At 58.3% G+C, this 17,617-nt stretch carries 15 protein-coding genes and 1 tRNA gene; 5 read left to right on the forward strand and 11 right to left on the reverse strand.

Translation table 11 applies throughout. The features are described from left to right. Positions 1 to 4 precede the first annotated feature (4 nt). Entirely contained in the window at positions 5 to 595 is a 591-nt protein-coding gene (locus AM218_RS04475; protein ID WP_054412225.1) for a TetR/AcrR family transcriptional regulator, read from the reverse strand. Between the two features lie 324 nt (positions 596 to 919). On the opposite strand from AM218_RS04475, the gene thiL reads away from it, so the two are divergent. Further along, complete coding sequence (thiL, locus tag AM218_RS04480) at positions 920 to 1,948, forward strand: thiamine-phosphate kinase (protein ID WP_054412227.1); 1,029 nt, start codon at positions 920 to 922, stop codon at positions 1,946 to 1,948. 221 nt (positions 1,949 to 2,169) lie between these two features. On the opposite strand, the gene AM218_RS04485 is transcribed toward thiL, so the two are convergent. The 3 genes from AM218_RS04485 to rlmD are packed head-to-tail and all read right to left on the reverse strand — an operon-like array spanning position 2,170 to position 4,473. Beyond that, positions 2,170 to 2,544: a hypothetical protein gene (locus tag AM218_RS04485; protein ID WP_054412229.1), complete on the reverse strand. Its 375-nt coding sequence runs from the start codon at positions 2,542 to 2,544 to the stop codon at positions 2,170 to 2,172. Between the two features lie 6 nt (positions 2,545 to 2,550). Continuing rightward, the gene (locus AM218_RS04490; RefSeq protein ID WP_054412231.1) at positions 2,551 to 3,048 is read right to left on the reverse strand and encodes a hypothetical protein; all 498 of its coding nucleotides are present in this window, start codon (positions 3,046 to 3,048) and stop codon (positions 2,551 to 2,553) included. A gap of 15 nt (positions 3,049 to 3,063) precedes the next feature. Next, complete coding sequence (gene rlmD / locus AM218_RS04495) at positions 3,064 to 4,473, reverse strand: 23S rRNA (uracil(1939)-C(5))-methyltransferase RlmD (protein ID WP_054415285.1); 1,410 nt, start codon at positions 4,471 to 4,473, stop codon at positions 3,064 to 3,066. Between the two features lie 146 nt (positions 4,474 to 4,619). On the opposite strand from rlmD, the gene AM218_RS04500 reads away from it, so the two are divergent. After that, on the forward strand, positions 4,620 to 5,426 hold the full coding sequence (locus tag AM218_RS04500; protein WP_054412232.1) for an SDR family oxidoreductase: 807 nt from the start codon (positions 4,620 to 4,622) through the stop codon (positions 5,424 to 5,426). Positions 5,427 to 5,602: 176 nt separating this feature from the next. Here the strand turns inward: AM218_RS04500 and AM218_RS04505 are convergent, their stop codons facing one another. After that, positions 5,603 to 6,328 carry an SH3 domain-containing protein gene (locus AM218_RS04505; protein ID WP_054412235.1) on the reverse strand — a complete coding sequence of 242 codons (726 nt, stop codon included), beginning with the start codon at positions 6,326 to 6,328 and terminating at the stop codon, positions 5,603 to 5,605. A 78-nt stretch (positions 6,329 to 6,406) separates the two neighbouring features. Between AM218_RS04505 and AM218_RS04510 the strand changes: the two genes are divergently transcribed. Further along, positions 6,407 to 6,479 (forward strand) — tRNA-Lys (locus AM218_RS04510). Positions 6,480 to 7,077: 598 nt separating this feature from the next. Here AM218_RS04510 and carB read toward each other — a convergent pair. The 6 genes from carB to AM218_RS04540 form a co-directional block, all read right to left on the reverse strand. After that, the gene (gene carB, locus AM218_RS04515; RefSeq protein ID WP_054412237.1) at positions 7,078 to 10,314 is read right to left on the reverse strand and encodes a carbamoyl-phosphate synthase (glutamine-hydrolyzing) large subunit; all 3,237 of its coding nucleotides are present in this window, start codon (positions 10,312 to 10,314) and stop codon (positions 7,078 to 7,080) included. An 84-nt stretch (positions 10,315 to 10,398) separates the two neighbouring features. Continuing rightward, the gene (carA, locus tag AM218_RS04520; RefSeq protein ID WP_054412240.1) at positions 10,399 to 11,478 is read right to left on the reverse strand and encodes a glutamine-hydrolyzing carbamoyl-phosphate synthase small subunit; all 1,080 of its coding nucleotides are present in this window, start codon (positions 11,476 to 11,478) and stop codon (positions 10,399 to 10,401) included. A gap of 102 nt (positions 11,479 to 11,580) precedes the next feature. Continuing rightward, positions 11,581 to 12,831, reverse strand: a complete 1,251-nt coding sequence (locus AM218_RS04525) for a 5-(carboxyamino)imidazole ribonucleotide synthase (RefSeq protein WP_082318065.1) — start codon at positions 12,829 to 12,831, stop codon at positions 11,581 to 11,583. Continuing rightward, positions 12,828 to 13,352 (reverse strand): 5-(carboxyamino)imidazole ribonucleotide mutase, encoded by a 525-nt coding sequence (gene purE, locus AM218_RS04530; protein ID WP_054412243.1) that lies wholly within the window; start codon positions 13,350 to 13,352, stop codon positions 12,828 to 12,830. The genes AM218_RS04525 and purE overlap by 4 nt, the downstream gene beginning before the upstream one ends. Positions 13,353 to 13,440: 88 nt before the next feature. Further along, on the reverse strand, positions 13,441 to 14,718 hold the full coding sequence (locus AM218_RS04535) for a dihydroorotase (protein WP_054412245.1): 1,278 nt from the start codon (positions 14,716 to 14,718) through the stop codon (positions 13,441 to 13,443). 94 nt (positions 14,719 to 14,812) lie between these two features. Continuing rightward, complete coding sequence (locus AM218_RS04540) at positions 14,813 to 15,793, reverse strand: aspartate carbamoyltransferase catalytic subunit (RefSeq protein WP_082318066.1); 981 nt, start codon at positions 15,791 to 15,793, stop codon at positions 14,813 to 14,815. A 772-nt stretch (positions 15,794 to 16,565) separates the two neighbouring features. On the opposite strand from AM218_RS04540, the gene AM218_RS04550 reads away from it, so the two are divergent. Both AM218_RS04550 and AM218_RS04555 read left to right on the forward strand, forming a co-directional pair. Further along, complete coding sequence (locus AM218_RS04550) at positions 16,566 to 17,219, forward strand: hypothetical protein (RefSeq protein ID WP_054412249.1); 654 nt, start codon at positions 16,566 to 16,568, stop codon at positions 17,217 to 17,219. Beyond that, positions 17,216 to 17,515, forward strand: coding sequence for a winged helix-turn-helix domain-containing protein (locus AM218_RS04555; RefSeq protein ID WP_071843695.1), 300 nt, complete (start codon positions 17,216 to 17,218; stop codon positions 17,513 to 17,515). The genes AM218_RS04550 and AM218_RS04555 overlap by 4 nt, the downstream gene beginning before the upstream one ends. Positions 17,516 to 17,617 lie beyond the last annotated feature (102 nt).

The following is a 17,617-nucleotide window of genomic DNA, read 5'->3' on the forward strand; positions in this document are numbered from 1 at the left end:
TAAATTATTGGGTGGGGCCGGCCAGTCCGCGCAACAGCTGTTCCGCCAGGCGGTGTGCTATGTCATCGGGGCTGAGTTTGCCGTTGGGTTTGTACCAGGTAGACAGCCAGTTCAGGCTGGCCAGAAGCGTAAGCGTGGCAAAGCCGGCATCGGGAGCATGCAGCTCTCCAGTAGTAAGGCCCTGCTGAATTAACTCGCGAAAACAAGCTTCGTACCGCTCGCGCAGGGTGAGAAACTCCGTGCGAGCCGGCTCCGAGAGGTGGCGCCACTCGTGCAGAAACACCGCCGAAGCGGCCACGTCCTGGGTAAGCACGCGCACATGGCTTTCAATGGCCCGGCGCAGCTGCTCTGCAATCGTTTGCGCTTTGTCGTAAGTCGATGCTTCGAATCCGGCAAAAAAAGCATCCGCCAGTCGGAAGCAAATACGGTTCAAAATCTCCTCTTTGCTCCGAATATGAGAGTAAATACTGCCTGCTTCAATACCTAAAGCCGATGCCAACTCCCGCATGCTGGTAGCCGCAAAGCCCCGCGACCGAAACAGCGCCGTAGCGGTCTGGTCAATCTGTGCTTTGCGGGAGAGAGTAGCCGGTTCCATATGGGTTCAACAAAGATATGGTTCCTAACGTTCGTTAGCAAACGATTGTTGCCGGTGCTAGTCCTTGGAAACAAGGATATCTATAGAACGTCATGTCGAGCGAAGTCGAGACATCTCGCGTGCTGACGTTGCATTACTAAATACCACACTAGCGAGATGCTTCGGCTGCGCTCAGCATGACAATTACTTTGGCAACATCAGCACGCGAGATGCCTCGACTTCGCTCGACATGACATTCTGCCTATAGCTTAACACGAACTTCTACCCGTATTTCGGCCAGCCCGTAGACAATCGTACTTTTGCATCCTCATTCATTTAGATTCCATGAGCGACATCACGCCACTCGATAAAGTAGGGGAGTTCGGTCTTATTCACCGCATTCAGAATACCATCACGCTCCATCAGCCCAGCACGGTTTTAGGAATTGGGGATGATGCCGCCATTATTGCCCCGGCCGCTAACCACGACGTGGTGGTGAGCACGGATATGCTGGTAGAAGGCATCCACTTCGACCTCACATTCTGTCCGCTGAAGCATGTAGGCTATAAAGCGGTGGCCGTGAATGTGTCGGATATTGCCGCTATGAACGCCACGCCCACGCAAATTGTGGTGTCGATTTCTATTGGTGCCCGTTTTTCGGTGGAGGCTATTGAGGAGCTGTATGAAGGCATGCGCCTGGCCTGTGAAGCTTATAATGTGGACTTGGTGGGCGGCGACACTACGGCCAGCCGGGGTGGACTTACTATCAACATTACTGCTTTGGGGCAGGTGGAACATGGTAAAGCGGTGCGCCGCAGCGGTGCCGGCCCCAACGACCTGCTGTGCGTAACCGGCGACCTGGGCGGTGCTTTCCTGGGCCTGCAGGTGCTGGAGCGCGAAAAGCAAGCCTGGCAGGCCGACCCCGAAACCCAGCCTGAGCTCAGCAAATATCCCTACGTGCTGCAGCGCCAGCTCCGCCCCGAAGCCCGCATGGACATCATCCACGAACTGCGCGACCTGGGCGTGGTGCCCACCAGCATGATTGATATATCCGATGGACTGGCCTCTGAAACCCTGCACCTCTGCCAGGCCAGCGGCACCGGTGCCCGCATCTTCTCCGAGAACCTGCCCATTGCCAACCCCACGCTGGAAGTAGCCGAGGAATTCAACCTCGACCCCATTATGTGTATGCTTAACGGCGGCGAGGACTACGAACTACTATTCACTGTACCGCTCTCCGCCCACGACAAGCTCAAAAACCACCCCGATATCACCATCATCGGCCACATGGTAGACAAGAGCGAAGGCGCTAACCTCATTACCAAAGCCGGTCAGCCGGTGCCCCTGCGCGCCCAAGGCTGGCAGCACTTCTAAATCACGGATTTATCGGATGTAGAACGGATTCGGCGGATTTAGTAGACCTCATATTGGACGGATTTTACTGGCTTTATATTCAACTGATTTGCATAGAGTTAAACTAATTTAACACCGGGTCAGACTATCAAAAAAGCCTCGCAGTTTGCGAGGCTTTTTTGATGAAAAGTAATCGTCCACAAAATCCGCCGAATCCGTTCTACATCCGACAAATCCGTGATTTAGTCTTCCGGGTAGGGGATGTACACGAAGTTGGTGAACTCCTCATCCAGCACGAACAGGCAGCAGTATTCATCCGCGTCGCGGTAGGTGCTTTGGAAGGCTTCAACACCCTCCTGGCCCACGATGCCCTGCTGCACAAACAACTCCAGGTAGCTGGCGAAAACGTGCCACTCCAGGTTCAGCTCGTCGGCATTCACCAGCAGGCCGCCCAGCGGCACCTCCTGGCGGGCAAACACGAAGATGGGGTACTTGGAAATATCCCGCTTGCGGATCTGCGAGGACGCCTCGCTCAGCGTATCGGAAACGGTAGCAAAATCCTTGGTGATGGTGCCGAGGTACTTGCCGTTCAGTTCGGGGTCGTTGGTGTAGTCCATGTGAGTTTATGCTATTCTGCCAGCTTTCTTTAACAAGTACGAAATGGCAATTACAGATAAGCAAATGCCAATTAAGTAGTAGCCCATAGTATTCTGTTTGCCCCGGATAAAGTAGGGCTTGCCATCTTTGTCAATGAAATAGGCTAAACGAGAAACATTCTTATCACTGCTTAATAGATTTTCGTCATAGTAGATAGTGATAATATCGCCAGTTTTAAGCCTGTCAACTTGTTGAAAATTTGGTTTCGAACCGTCAATATCTTCGCCAACAAATAATTTGAAGTATTTAGGATAAGCCTCAATTTTCAAGTAGCGTACTGGCTCATCGTCTAATTTTAAATGACCTTGTATAGGTAATGAATTAGATATGTAAGTTAGCCTACTTGTCAGATGAAGGAAGTCGACCTTTTGTTTTTGGTTTCGATATAATGTGCTAAAGCAAAGGATTATAGTGAATAACATTCCAAAAAAGAGCTTCCAGAAAACGGGTGCTTTGTAAGACATAAAGTTCCTGCAAACCTACCTCAACTCCAGCAATACCACATTCTCCACATGGTGGGTGTGTGGGAACATATCCACGGGCTGCACTTTCGTCACTTTATACGCATCATCCAGCAGTTCCAAATCCCGGGCTTGGGTGCCGGGGTTGCAGCTGACATACACGATGCGGGGGGCGCGCATTTCGAGCAGGCGGGCCACTACGTCGGGATGCATGCCGGCGCGGGGCGGGTCGGTGATAATGACATCGGGGCGGCCGTGCTGCTGAATGAACTCGGCGTTGAGCACGTCCTTCATGTCGCCGGCGTAAAACTCGGTGTTGGTGGTGCCGTTGATTTCGGAGTTGATGTAAGCATCCTTTACGGCTGACTCCACATATTCCACGCCCACTACGTGCCGGGCCTGACGGGCCACAAAGTTCGCAATGGTACCGGCGCCGGTGTAGAGGTCATACACCAGCTCCGAGCCGGTGAGCTGGGCGAAGTCGCGGGTGACTTTGTAGAGGTTGTAGGCGCCTTCGGAATTGGTCTGGTAGAAGGATTTTGGGCCCACACGGAAGCGCAGGCCTTCCATTTCCTCATGGATGTACGGCTCGCCTTTGTAGCACACCACGTCCAGGTCGTGGAAGGTTTCGTTGCCCTTGTCGTTGAGGACGTAGTTGAGGGAGGTGATTTGCGGGAACCGCTCGTAGATGTAATCCAGCAGCGGAAACAGCGCGTCGTGGGCGTAGTAGCACTGCAGAATCACCATCAGGTCACCGGAATTGGCCGTGCGAATGATGAGGTTGCGCAGGAAGCCCTCCTGCGTAACCAGGTTATTAAAGGGCAGGTCGTGCTCGTGGGCGTAGTCGCGCACGGCCAGCCGGATCTGGTTGCTGGGGTCGGGCTGCAGCCAGCAGTGGTTCACGTCCAGAATCTTATCGAAGCGGGCAGGCGTGTGGAAGCCCAGCACGCGCCGGTCGTAGTCGTGGCCGCTGGCAATCTGCTCATTGGTGAGCCAGCCGTTGTGACTGAAGGTGTATTCCAGCTTGTTGCGGTAATACGTCTGGGCCGGAGAGGGGAGAATGGGCTGAATCTCGGGCAGCTCCACTTTGCCAATACGCTGCAGGGTATCAGTAACCTGCTGGTGCTTGAATTTAAGCTGGGTTTCGTAGCCCAGGTGCTGCCACTTGCAGCCACCGCAGGTGCCAAAATGCTCGCAGAAAGGCTGCACGCGCAGCTCAGAGTATTTATGGAAGTGCGTAGGCACGGCTTCCAGAAAGTTCTTTTTGGCTTTGGTTACCCGCAGGTCTACCACGTCGCCGGGGGCCACTTGGGTTACAAAAATGACCAGATTCTCGCGGCGCACCAGGCACTTGCCTTCGGCCACCATGTCGGTGATTTCGACTTCGCGAAGCAGCTCCGCGGGGATGTTTTTTACTGATTTCCTCACAAGCGCAAAGGTAACCACGGATTTGACCGGATTTACGAGGCGATGCGGATTTTGTGGAGGACAAGATGGCGTAGCCGCGCTTAGAAAAACCGTAGTTTTGCCTTTCCCGGCCTGCTGAACTGGGGCCTGAATTCTGCTAAGACCCTATGAAAGGAAAAGTTGTACTGATTACCGGTGGTACCTCAGGTATCGGCCGCGCCTGTGCCGAGGTGTTCGGCCAGGCCGGCGCCAAAGTGGTTATCACGGGCCGTAATGAAGCCCGCCTGCGGGAAACCAGCGCTGAGCTGCAGCGCCAGGGCATTGAGCACCGCACCGTGCGCGCCGATGTGGGCAACGAAGAAGACTCGCGCCGGGCAGTAGAGGAAACCATTGCCGCTTTTGGCCGCCTGGATGTATTGCTGAATAACGCCGGCATTTCTATGCGGGCCCTGTTTCAGGATGCCGACCTGGACGTAATCCGGCAGTTGATGCAGACCAACTTCTTCGGCACGGTATACACCACCAAGTTTGCGCTGCCGCATATTGTGGCTACCAAAGGTTCTATTGTAGGCATCAGCAGCATTGCCGGCTACCGCGGCCTGCCCGGGCGCACAGGGTACTCGGCTTCCAAGTTTGCTATGCAGGGTTTCTTGGAAGCGCTCCGCACGGAGCTGCTGCCGCAGGGCGTGCACGTGCTGGTGGCCTGCCCGGGTTTCACCTCCTCCAACATCCGCAACGTGGCCCTGGCCGCCGATGGCTCCCAGCAGGGGGAGTCGCCGCTGGATGAGGGCAATATCATGAGCAGCGAGGAAGTAGCAGCTCATATCCTGAAAGCCGTGCAGCACCGCCGCCGCGACATGGTGCTCACCAGCCAGGGCAAACTCACCGTTTTTCTGAACAAATGGATGCCCGGACTCACCGATAAGCTGGTGCTGAATCATTTCCGCAAAGAAAAAGATTCACCGCTGCGCTAAGAGTTCCGAACCGTAATAGCCTTCAAATCCCATATTGAAAAACCCGACCAGCCCCGCAGTAGCTTTCTGCCTGGGTTGGTCGGGTTTCTGCTTAAGCCTACTTCCAGGTAGCCTGTCGCTAGGACTATATAGCACATACACAAGGGGGCTAGTCCTTCCTTGCACTGGCATAAGCTTTATTCAACCAATAAGAGGTTCTGCTTCCGGATAAAGGCGGTGCGCCCATGCCATTCTACCTGATACCAGATATCCTGCACGCCTTCTACCTGCAGCCGGTCGCCGGCTGCTACCACCGTCAGCCAGTTGGCCCCAGCGGCGGGGCCACTCATCAGAGCCGCCCGCGGCTGACACACCAGCCCCACTTTTTCCGGGCGAAGCAGATTGAGCAACACCCCAGCCAGCAGCAGGTACATACCATAAAGCACCCACCATTCCCGCACAATACGGCGCCGCTTCAGCAACCGAATCAGAAGAACAGTGCCCGCTACCACCGCTACTATAAAGGCGGCCTGTAGAAGCTGGTTGTAATAGCGCCGGAAAGGAATCAGTAAGCGCTGGGGCCAGGAAGCAGTATAGCCATCGAGGCGGTTGTTTTGGGCTAACTCCACCATTTTATTCCAGGTAGCCTGCGAGGGAGCATGCGTCTGCAATACATTTAAGTAGTACAGCGCAGCCGGGTAATGGCCTATTTGCTCCTGAATGTAGGCCATGCGCACCAGCAACCGGGGGCTGTGCTGCTGGCCCTGGCGCAGGGTTTGACGGTAGAGCTTGTAGGCAGGCAGCAATGCACCCACCTCAAACAAGGAATCTGCTTTTATAAGGGCTTTGCTATCGTTTTGGGCCAGAACGGTTTGGCAGAAAAACAGGCCCAGAAATAAAAAAAAGTGAGTTTTTTTGAGCAAAACGTTTGCAGGATAAGGATCGGCCCTCTACTTTTGTGCCACAATCAGCGAATAACACACGCCGATTGCAAAGTAAAGGATTCTGTAGCTCAGCTGGTAGAGCAATACACTTTTAATGTATGGGTCCTGGGTTCGAATCCCAGCGGGATCACACAAACCCTCTTAGCATCACGCTGAGAGGGTTTTTTATTTAGTGGGTAGGGAAGAGGGTTGGCTGGGCGAATATGACCAAGGTTTTATTAAAATACCGAGCTCCTACTCAGTCCTTTGGAAGCGGGCACGCACCTCCGTGTCGCGGGACACTTCTATACTGCCCACTTAGGCCACCATCTGGGCCTGCTGATAGCAGTAGAGTAGTTTAGGGCTGCTGCCCAACTGCCGGGACACGGCTTGCTGCGGCTCTCGCCGGCCAAGTGCAGGGTCTCCGCCTTAAAAGCCTCGTCGTATTTACGCCCTTTGTCGGACGACGTCCCGCTGGGTTTTGCTGCCACAACAGAAGAAATATGTGTCCTTCTTCTTTCCTCCATTCCTAGACAACCTCAATCTGCACACCAGCTCAAGAGACCTGTGAAAAAAAGCTGTTTTTCACAGGCCTCTTGAGCGGAGCAAGCATTTAGAAGTCCTAAATTTTAACAAGCTCTCACTGCTTGTTTTTGCAATCAGATATTCCTGGAGCTTCCGTTTCCAGCGCTCGGGCAAGTCGGCACTACGCATGATGGTGCAACGATACGCGAAGTAGAAGCTTTGCCTTACATGGCCTTATATTCCTTCCAGCTTTTGATCTTCAGGTCCTGCATGTCCAGGGTGCAGAAGGCCTGAATGAAGGCCTTGGCCAGCCTCGCGTTGGTCAGCAGCGGAATGCCGAAGTCCACGGCCGTGCGGCGGATGGTGTAGTCGTTGTCCAGCTCGCCCTTGCTCAGGTTCTTGGGGATGTTGAGCACCAGCTCAATCTTCTTCTCCTTCAGACAGGTCAGCACGTTGGGTTCCTGCCGCTCGTCGGGCCAGAAGACCAGCGTGCTGGGCACCTGGTGCTCGGCCAGGAAGCGGTGCGTGCCCCCCGTGGCGTAGAGCACGAAGCCCTGCTGCACCAGCAGGCGGGCCGAGTCCAGCAGCACCAGCTTGGAGAGCAGCGGGCCGCTGGACATCAGCACCGACTTTTGCGGAATCTTATAGCCCACGCTGAGCATGGCCTTGAGCAGGGCCTCCTCGGCCGTGTCGCCCAGGCAGCCCACCTCGCCCGTGCTGGTCATGTCCACGCGCAGCACCGGGTCGGCGCCGGGCAGGCGGGTGAAGGAGAACTGCGGGGCCTTTACCCCCACGAAGGGCAGGTCGTAGACCAGCTCGCTGGCGTCGCGCGTGACCTTCTTGCCCAGCAGCACCTGCGTGGCCTTCTGAATCAGGTTGTGGCCCGAGACCTTGCTCACGAAGGGGAAGGAGCGCGAGGCGCGGATGTTGCACTCAATGACGCGGATTTCGCGGTTTTTCTCCAGGAACTGGATGTTGAAGGGCCCGCTGATTTCAAACCGTTTCGCAATCTTCTCGGCAATGATTTTGAGCTTGCGCACCGTGCCCACGTACACGCGCTGGGGCGGGTAGTACATGGTCGCGTCGCCGGAGTGCACGCCGGCAAACTCCACGTGCTCGGAAATGGCGTACGAGACAATCTCGCCCTTATCAGCTACCGCGTCCAGCTCGATTTCCTTGGCCTCCTGGATGAACTCGGAGACCACCACCGGGTACTCGGCACTGACCTGCTTCGCAGCTTTGAGGAATTCTTCCAGCTCGAAGGCATTGGACACCACATTCATGGCCGCGCCTGAGAGCACGTAGCTGGGCCGGATCAGCACGGGGTAGCCCACCTCACCCACGAAGGCCAGCATGGCCTGCAGCGAGGTCAGCTCCTGCCAGCGGGGCTGGGCAATGCCCAGCTCATCCAGGATGGAGGAGAACTTGTGGCGGTTTTCGGCCTGGTCAATCATGGCCGCGCTGGTGCCCAGGATGGGGGCCTGCGCGTCGGCCAGGCGGGTGGCCAGGTTGTTGGGAATCTGCCCGCCCGTACTCAGAATCACGCCATTGGGCTGCTCGAAGTCCAGAATGTCCATGACCCGCTCAAAGCTCAGCTCCTCAAAGTAGAGCCGGTCGGAGACGTCGTAGTCGGTGGAGACGGTTTCGGGGTTGTAGTTGATGAGAATGGTTTTGTAGCCTTCGGCCGCCGCCGTCTGCACGGCCTGCACCCCGCACCAGTCAAACTCCACGGAGGAGCCGATGCGGTACACGCCCGAGCCCAGCACCAGCACGGACTGGTCGGTTTCCGGCGCCAGGTCGTGTTCCGTGCCGTGGTAGGTGGTGTAGAGGTAGTTGGTCTGGGCCGGGAACTCGGCCGCCAGCGTGTCAATCTGCTTGATGACGGGCAGCACACCCAGGGCCTTGCGGCGGGCGCGCACGCGCAGCTCATCGGCTTTCACGTCGCCTTCGCCTAAGAGTTTGACCGCTATTTGCTGATCCGAGAAGCCGGCTTTTTTGACGTCGCGCAGCAGCGCGGTGTCCAGCCCGTCGAGGCCGCCGTTGGTACGGCCTTCGGCCAGCTTTTGGCCCAGCTCAAAGATGGTGGACAGGCGCTGCAGAAACCAGTGGTCAATCTTCGTCAGCGCATGCACCTGGTCCAAGGTGTAGCCCGCCTCGAAAGCATGATTGATGGCGAAGATGCGCTCCTCGTTGGGCTCGCTGAGCAGCTGGTCGATGGCGGCATTATCCAGCTCGTCCTCCGGGCGGTTGGCTACGAAGCCGCGCTTGCCCGTGTCGAGCATGCGCAGGCCTTTCTGGATGGCTTCCTCGAAGCTTTTGCCGATGGCCATCACCTCGCCCACGCTCTTCATGGCCGAGCCGATCTGCCGGTTCACGCCCGCGAACTTGCCCAGATCCCAGCGCGGCAGCTTCACCACCACGTAGTCCAGGGCCGGCTCAAAGAAGGCCGAGGTGGTCTGCGTCACGCTGTTCTTGAGCTCGGCCAGTGAGTAGCCCAGGCTGAGCTTGGCCGCCACGAAGGCCAGCGGGTAGCCCGTGGCTTTGGAGGCCAGGGCCGAGGAGCGCGAGAGGCGCGCATTCACCTCAATGACGCGGTAGTCCTCGGATTTCGGGTCCAGCGCGTACTGGATGTTGCACTCGCCCACGATGCCCAGGTGGCGGATGGTCTGAATGCCAATGCGGCGCAGCTTGTGGTACTCCCGGTTGGAGAGCGTCTGCGAGGGGGCCACCACGATGCTCTCCCCGGTGTGAATGCCGATAGGGTCGAAGTTCTCCATGTTGCAGACCGTGATGCAGTTATCATAGGCATCGCGCACCACTTCGTACTCCACTTCCTTCCAGCCCTTCAGCGACTCCTCCACCAGAATCTGGTCCGAGGTGGTGAAGGCTTTCTGGGCCAGGGCCCGCAGCTCATCCAAGTTATTGGCAAAGCCGCTGCCCAGCCCGCCCAGGGCAAAGGCGGCCCGCACGATAATGGGGAAACCGATCTGCGCACCGGCGGCCAGCGCGTCCTCCAGCGTCGTGACGGCCACGCTGCGGGCCGAGAGCACGCCAATCTGCGCGAGCTTTTCCTTGAAGATGTCCCGGTCCTCCGTGTCGATGATGCTCTGCACGGGCGTGCCCAGCACGCGCACGTTGTACTGCTCGAACACGCCGGCCCGGTACAGGGCCACGGCGCAGTTCAGCGCCGTCTGCCCGCCAAAGGCCACCAGAATGCCGTCGGGCTGCTCCTTTTTGATGACTTCCTCCACGAAGTAGGGCGTCACGGGCAGAAAGTACACGTCGTCGGCCAGGCCCTCCGAGGTCTGCACGGTGGCAATGTTGGGGTTGATCAGGATGGTGCGGATGCCTTCCTCTTTGAGCGCCTTGAGGGCCTGCGAGCCGGAGTAGTCGAACTCGCCGGCCTCGCCGATTTTCAGCGCGCCGGAACCGAGGATAAGCACTTTGGTGGGTTTGTTCATGCTAGGTGCGCGTGGGGTTTGCCCCATGCTTTTTTGGGAGCAGAAGACTAATCTTTAAAAAATTCGACCGGCCTGTTAGAGCGGCTATTTACCGGCTTTATACTCGGCCACTGCCTTCAGGAAGTCATCGAACAGAAACTCCGTGTCCTGGGGGCCGCCGGCGGCTTCAGGGTGAAACTGCGTCGAAAAAAACGGTTTCGACACGTGCCGGATGCCTTCGCAGGTGCCGTCGTTCAGGTTCTCGAACAGCACGCGCCACTCGGCCGGCAGCGTGGCCGGGTCGACGGCGAAGCCGTGGTTCTGGCTGGTGATGTAGCAGTGCTGCGTGCCGGTGAGCCTGACGGGCTGGTTATGGCTGCGGTGGCCGTACTTGAGCTTGAACGTGTCCCCGCCCGCGGCCAGGCCCATGAGCTGGGAGCCCAGGCAGATGCCGAAGATGGGCTTGTCCTGCTGCAGGGCTTGCTGCAGATGCTGGATGGTAGCGGTGCACATCTTCGGGTCGCCCGGGCCGTTGCTGAGGAACAGGCCGTCGTATTCCAGGGTGGTGAAGTCGTAGTCCCAGGGCACGCGGATGAGCTCCACGTCGCGCTCGAGAAAGCAGCGGATGATGTTGGTCTTGGTGCCGCAGTCCACCAGCACGATTTTATGCTGGCCGTGGCCGTAGCGGGTGACCTGGGTGGGGCTGACCTGGGCCACCAGGTTATCGAGGTTGGGGTCGTGGAAGGGCACATCTTCCTCCGCTACAATTTTGCCCAGCATCGCGCCTTTCTCCCGCAGCTTCTTGGTGAGCATGCGGGTATCGACGCCGAAGATGCCGGGGATGTTATACTCTTTGAGCCAGTCGCCCAGGCTCTTGGCCGCGTTCCAGTGGCTGTGCTCCTGGGAGTAGTAGTTGACGACCAGGCCGGCAATGTGCACCTTGTCCGACTCGAAGATCCGGGAAATCGACTCGTAGAGCTCCTCGCCGGGCACGCCGTAGTTGCCGACCATCGGGTAGGTGAGCACCAGAATCTGGCCGGCAAAGGAGGGGTCGGTCAGGTTTTCCGGGTAGCCGGTCATGGCCGTGCTGAACACCACCTCGCCCGCGGCCGAGGTAAAGGCCCCGAACGATTGGCCCTCGAGTTCGGTGCCGTCTTCCAGAATGAGTTTTACTGTTTGGGTCATGTTCTGTTGGTTCGCCTCACACCCGGCCCCCTTTCCTCGCTTGATGCGCGACATGGTGAAGAGGGGAGCCAGGGCTGTACGACTGGAAATGATTAATAGCCTCTAGATGGCGTCTAGCCCCGGCAAGCCGAGCAGACTCGCGGCGTGCCGCGCCACGGTTTTGACACTGGCCACATCCGGGCCGGTGATGGTCAGGTGGCCCATCTTGCGGCCTGCGCGCGCCTCCAGCTTGCCGTACAGGTGCAGGTGCGTGCCGGGCAGGCTCAGTACGGCGGTCCAGTCCGGCTCCTGCCGTTGCCCGCGGGCGTCAAACCACACCTCGCCCAGCAGGTTGAGCATGATGGCCGGGGAATGCTGGCGCGGCGGCGGCAAGGGCAAGCCCGCCATGGCATGCACCTGCAGGTCAAACTGCGACGCGTCACAGGCGTCCAGGGTGTAGTGGCCGCTGTTGTGCGGGCGCGGGGCCATTTCATTGACTACCAGTCCGCCGTGTGCACTGCCGTCGTCCACCACAAAAAACTCGACGCATAGTACCCCGACATAGCTGAGATGATGCGCGATGGAAACGGCCGCCTCGCGGGCCCTGATTGCCAGGGCGGACGGCATATTCCCTTCGTATGCATGGGTCACGGCCAAAATTCCATCGACGTGCACGTTGCGCTGGGGGGCGAAGCTGACGACCTGCCCGTCCCAACCGCGCGCCACTAGCACCGAACACTCGGCGGTTAGCGGCAGCATCTTTTCCAGCACGCAGGCGACGCTGCCTAACTCCGCCCAGGCGGCTGTCAGCTCACCGGCGGTCCTGACGCGGACCTGGCCCTTGCCGTCGTAGCCCATACGCGCGGTTTTCAGGATGCCGGGCAGCAAATCCGCCCGGTCGGCCTGAATGGCCTGCAGCTGGGCGGGCGTTTCAATCACCGCATAGGGCGCGCAACCCACCCCCGAGAGGTCAGCGCAGGCCGCGAAGTGGGCTTTTTCCTCGATGCGGTTTTGGGCAATCCCCACCACGGCCGCGCCCGGCGCCACGGGCCGGGTCAGCGCCAGCGTTTGCAGGGACTGGGCCGGCACATTTTCAAACTCGGTGGTGATGGCCTGGCACAGCTGGGCCAGCTGCGACAGCCCCGCCGGGTCGTTGTAGTCAGTCTGGATGTGGTAGTGACTCACCCGCCCGGCCGGGCTTTGCGCGTCCGGATCCAGCACGGCGGTGAAGTAACCCAGGCGCTGAGCGGCATGCACAAACATGCGGCCCAGCTGGCCGCCCCCCATCACCCCCAGGGTGGCTGGCTGGCCCGCGGCGTCTTCACTGCCCGGGAAAACCGGGGTCATGGCTGCAATGTGAATACCTTCCTTCATACGGGCAGCGTCATGGCGCGAGCAGCTTCGGTTTGTTCGGCGCGAAACGCCTGCAGCCTGGTCGCCAGGCCCGGATCGTGCAAGGCCAGCAGGCTGACGGCGAACAGCGCGGCATTGGCCGCTCCGGCGTCGCCAATAGCAAACGTGGCGACGGGCACCCCTTTGGGCATTTGCACGATGCTGTGCAGGGAGTCTACCCCCTGCAAATGGCGACTGGCCACTGGTACCCCCAGCACGGGCAGCGTGGTTTTGGCTGCCAGCATGCCTGGCAGGTGGGCGGCGCCCCCGGCACCGGCGATAATGACTTGCAAGCCGCGCGGGCCGGCTTGTTCAGCGTAGGCAAACAAGTCGTCGGGCATGCGGTGGGCCGACACTACACGCGCTTCGTGCGCCACGCCAAAGTGCGCGAGCATCTGCACGGTATGCTGCATGGTGGTCCAGTCGCTGCTGGAGCCCATCACAACGCCAACCAGTGGCTTGCCCGGGGAGGTGGGGGTGTCGGAGGTGGTAAGGGTACTCATGGTGGGCCTTGTAGAGTGGGCTGGGCAGCCCCGGGTGGTCGAAAAAACGTGATTTGGGGCGGGGTCGCGGGCTAGAAGCCGCGTTCTATTAACGCTCCAGCAGGATTTCCGTACCTAAAATCACCAGGTCTACCCGGCCTTTCAGCGTCTGGTCAATGAAGGGCGTATTCTGGGATTTGGATTTCATGAATTCCTTCGTGAAGGTTGTTTCCGCTTCGGTATCGAATAAGACACAGTTGACTTGCTGGCCGACTTCGATGGCAGCTACCGGCAGGCCCATCAGGCGACGGGGCTCCGCCGAATAGCGCTTCACCACCAGGTCCCACCCGAATTTTCCAGGCTCGACGAAGAAGTGATAGAGCGACACCAGGGCCGTATCCAGGCCGGTGATGCCATTGGGCGCGCTGATGAAATCCTGGGCTTTTTCGAACGGCGTGTGCGGCGCGTGGTCCGTGGCAATGATGTCGAAGACGCCTTCCTTGAGCCCTTCCAGCAGCGCATCACAATCGACCTGCGTCCGCAGCGGCGGGTTCATCTTGTAGTTCGTGTCGTAGTCCCCGATGTGCTCGTCGGTGAACAGCAGGTGGTGCGGCATCACTTCCGCCGTCACCTTTACATCGCCGCGCGATTTCCACCAGCGGATGGTTTCCATGCCAAGCTTGCTCGAAACGTGCTGGATGTGCACGTGCGCGCCCGCCGCCCGGGCCAGGCGGATGTCGCGGTCGATGATGATTTCCTCCGCGCAAGCCGGCGAGCCCTTGATGCCGAGCCGATAGCTCATCACCCCTTCGTTCAGGGCGCGCGGCCCGGCCAACTCCGGTACCTCGCAGTGGCTGGCGAAAAACATCCCAAACTCGGTGGCGTACTGCATGGCCCGCAGCAGCACCGCCGGGTCGGCGGTGGTATCTCCGTCGTCAGTGAGCATTTTCACCCCGAGTCCGCGCATGCCCTCGATTTCCGCCAGCTCCTTGCCCTCGCGGTTCTTGGTGACGCAGCCGGAGGTGTACACCGGAATGCGGGATCGGTCCTTTGCATTTTCCAGCACGGTGGCCACCGCGGTAGCAGAGTCGAGAGCGGGGCGGGTGTTGGGCATCATGACCACGCCGGTAATGCCGCCATTGATAGCCGCTTCGCTCCCTGTGGTGATGGTTTCCTTGTTCTCAAATCCCGGGGCACGGAAATGGACGTGAGCATCAAACATGGCCGGCATCAGAACCCGGCCGCGCGCGTCGATGACGCGGCCCCCCTCGGGAATGGCTAGGCTTTTGCCGATTTGCTGGATTATTCCTTCGACAATCAGAACATCACTCTCGACAAGCACGGGTGAATTTTCGGAGGCGATGCGGACGTTTTGGAGGAGGAGCATGGGTGGAAGATTGCTGTAAACCGGCAAGTGGTGTAGGTATTCGGGCTGTTGAAGAAGAAAGTACACGAGCGGAAACAGCCGCCACGTTCTGTATTTAAGGCATAATCACCGTTGAACCAGCTCGCTGCCGCGCGGCATACGATTCCTGCCGCGGGAAGTCCCCGCCCGGCGTGAGCCAGTCGAGCACGGCCATGCGGATGGAGATGCCATTTTCGACCTGGTTGGTGATGAGGCTGCGCTCGTAGTCCATGACGGCGTCGCACAGCTCAACCCCCCGGTTCACGGGGCCCGGGTGCATGATGTAGAGGCCCCGGTCGCGGATTTCCGCCAGCCGGGCGGTGGTGATGCCGTATACCCGGTGGTATTCGCGGACGCTGGGGAAAAACTGCACGTCCTGACGCTCCAGTTGCACGCGGAGCAGGTACACCACATCGGGCGCCCAGGCCATGGCCGCCTCATAGTCGGTGAAGCGGCGGATGCTTTCCGGAACATACTTGGGCACCAATGAGCCCGGCCCCAGGTAAGCTACCTCAACGCCCAGCTTTTGCAGCAGGGTGCTGGTGGAGCGCGCGACACGGGAGTGGAGAATATCCCCGATGATAAGGACTTTTTTGCCCCGGGGGTCGGGAAATTTTTCCTTGATGGTGAAGGCGTCCAGCAGAGCCTGGGTGGGGTGCTCGTGCGCCCCGTCGCCGGCATTGATGACCGATGCCGTGGTTTGGCGGGCTATCATGGCGGGCAGGCCGGGGTGACCATGGCGGACGACGATGTAGTCGGTGCGCATGGCCTGCAGCGTCTCAATCGTCTCGCGCACCGACTCGCCCTTGGTGATGGAGGAGTGGGCGACGTCGAAGTTCGTCACCTCCGCCGAGAGGCGTTTGGCGGCGACCTCGAAGGAGGAGTGCGTCCGGGTGCTGGCCTCGTAGAACAGCATGAGCACAGACTTGCCCTCGAGGGCGGGGATTTTCTTCACCGAGCGGGTGAACAATTTTTTAAAGGACGTGGATTGGTCGAGCAAGAACTCGATTTCCTCGCGGTGAAGGGATGCAATGTCGAGCAGGTCTTTACGTGCCATACCGGAGTGGAGGAAAAGTGAGGTCGTCTAGCTAAAACAAACAGTGTAAAGTCTTATCTGCCACTACCCATAAGGGAGAAACTGGCTACCGGTCTGGGCTGAGGAGCTGGCGGCAGCCGCCACGGTTGGCGGTGAGAATGTAGGCGTCCATTTGACCTGTGAATGGGCGGCAGCCGACGAACTCGATGGACATAAAAAAACCGTTTCGGAATCCGAAACGGTGGCGGGGCAAAACCCAGAAAAAACAACGGAAATGCCAAAGGCAAAATCGGGAAAACCGATGGTAGCGAAGACCTTCCGGTCCACTCGCGGTTTCCTGAAGAGCAGGGTCCCGCGCTTCATCAACAAGTTTTTTGGTTGAAGCATGGGGCAAAGCTACGGCATTGTTACGGATCCTTTGCGTATGTCAGGCAAGAATTTCCGTTAGGGCGAATCGTATCACTTACAAACGAGTAAAGAACCTTTGGTTTAAGCGCTATGCGGAAGCGTTTCGGACCGGTTGGCGCACTAAACTGCGGTTAAAGTTGGGTACTAGAGTCAAACAAGCGGCTTAGGTCAGGGCTCCTATAGACTGAGGTAGTCCAGCTAAGCCGGACACAGTGGGAAAGCATACAAAACGCTGCCATAGCACTATCTGTTTTCTATTAAACGGGGCTGGCAGCGGCCAAATTATAGCGGCTTATCTTTCCTATATCCCCAGAACATTTTTACAGCCAGAATTGGAAAACAGTAATTATTCACTTGCTTTGCATTACAAAGTGCTCTGAAAGATATGAAGCCTGCTACTGACCCGCTTGCCCAACTCACGGAGATTCGTGCCATCATGGAGCGTTCTTCGCGTTTTCTCTCCCTCAGTGGCTTATCTGGGGTAGGGGCTGGTATTGTGGCCCTGGTGGGAGCAGGGGTGGGACATTTCTACCTGCAGCAACAATACGGCCCGGAAGGGTTTCTGCGGTTAGTAGATGCCTCGGCGGAAGAGCGCCTGCAAGCGCTGCCTTTTCTATTGGGTTTGGCGGTGGTGGTTATTTGCCTTACGTTGGGGGTGGCTTGGTATTTCACTCGGCGACGGGCCGCGCACGATGGGCGCCCGCTGTGGGATGCGCCAGCCCGGCGGTTGTTGCTGAGCCTGGCAGTGCCGCTGGTGGTGGGCGGTTTGTTTTGCCTGGCTCTGTACCTGCGCGGCGCGGCTTCCTTTGTAGTGCCCGGGATGCTGATTTTTTATGGCTTGGCCCTGCTGAACGCCAGCAAGTACACGCTGGACGAAATCCGGCTGTTAGGGCTTACCCAACTGGCGCTGGGGCTACTGGCCCTGTTGTTGCCGGGCTGGGGACTTATCTTCTTTGCGGCGGGGTTTGGGCTGGGCCACATTGGCTACGGGCTGCTTATGTACAACCGCTATGAACGCGCTTCACAACCAGCCCTGTGAAACACGTCATTCATACGCTGAACAAGGCTTTCGACAATCGAGTACGGTTGGGCGTGATGGCTGTGCTCCTGGCAAACGATGCCGTGAGCTTCAATGAGCTGAAAGAGGCGCTGGACCTCACCGACGGCAACCTGGCCAGCCACGTAGGGGCCCTGGAAAAAGCCGGCTATGTGGAGGTGTCCAAGCAGTTTGTGGGGAAGAAGCCCAATACCACTTATACCGTATCAAAAGCAGGAAAAACGGCCTTTCAGGAGCATCTCAATGCGCTGGAAAAATTGTTGCGCGGTCAGTCGTGACCTTTTTTTTGCGTTTAAACTTTGTAATTCAAAGTTCTTTTAAATTATATAACACCCATTCCCACCACTATGAATACCATTGCCTCATCCGTCCCACTACGG

Source organism: Hymenobacter sp. DG25A, assembly GCF_001280305.1.
Taxonomy (GTDB): domain Bacteria; phylum Bacteroidota; class Bacteroidia; order Cytophagales; family Hymenobacteraceae; genus Hymenobacter.

Excerpts from the sequence above, each read along its gene's own strand:
- AM218_RS04475 (WP_054412225.1), bottom strand. The coding sequence starts at position 595 with ATGGAACCGGCTACTCTCTCCCGCAAAGCACAGATTGACCAGACCGCT.
- AM218_RS04500 (WP_054412232.1), top strand. The coding sequence starts at position 4,620 with ATGAAAGGAAAAGTTGTACTGATTACCGGTGGTACCTCAGGTATCGGC.
- thiL (WP_054412227.1), top strand. The coding sequence starts at position 920 with ATGAGCGACATCACGCCACTCGATAAAGTAGGGGAGTTCGGTCTTATT.
- AM218_RS04485 (WP_054412229.1), bottom strand. The coding sequence starts at position 2,544 with ATGGACTACACCAACGACCCCGAACTGAACGGCAAGTACCTCGGCACC.
- carA (WP_054412240.1), bottom strand. The coding sequence starts at position 11,478 with ATGACCCAAACAGTAAAACTCATTCTGGAAGACGGCACCGAACTCGAG.
- AM218_RS04550 (WP_054412249.1), top strand. The coding sequence starts at position 16,566 with ATGAAGCCTGCTACTGACCCGCTTGCCCAACTCACGGAGATTCGTGCC.
- AM218_RS04540 (WP_082318066.1), bottom strand. The coding sequence starts at position 15,793 with ATGGCACGTAAAGACCTGCTCGACATTGCATCCCTTCACCGCGAGGAA.
- AM218_RS04535 (WP_054412245.1), bottom strand. The coding sequence starts at position 14,718 with ATGCTCCTCCTCCAAAACGTCCGCATCGCCTCCGAAAATTCACCCGTG.
- carB (WP_054412237.1), bottom strand. The coding sequence starts at position 10,314 with ATGAACAAACCCACCAAAGTGCTTATCCTCGGTTCCGGCGCGCTGAAA.
- purE (WP_054412243.1), bottom strand. The coding sequence starts at position 13,352 with ATGAGTACCCTTACCACCTCCGACACCCCCACCTCCCCGGGCAAGCCA.
- AM218_RS04490 (WP_054412231.1), bottom strand. The coding sequence starts at position 3,048 with ATGTCTTACAAAGCACCCGTTTTCTGGAAGCTCTTTTTTGGAATGTTA.
- AM218_RS04525 (WP_082318065.1), bottom strand. The coding sequence starts at position 12,831 with ATGAAGGAAGGTATTCACATTGCAGCCATGACCCCGGTTTTCCCGGGC.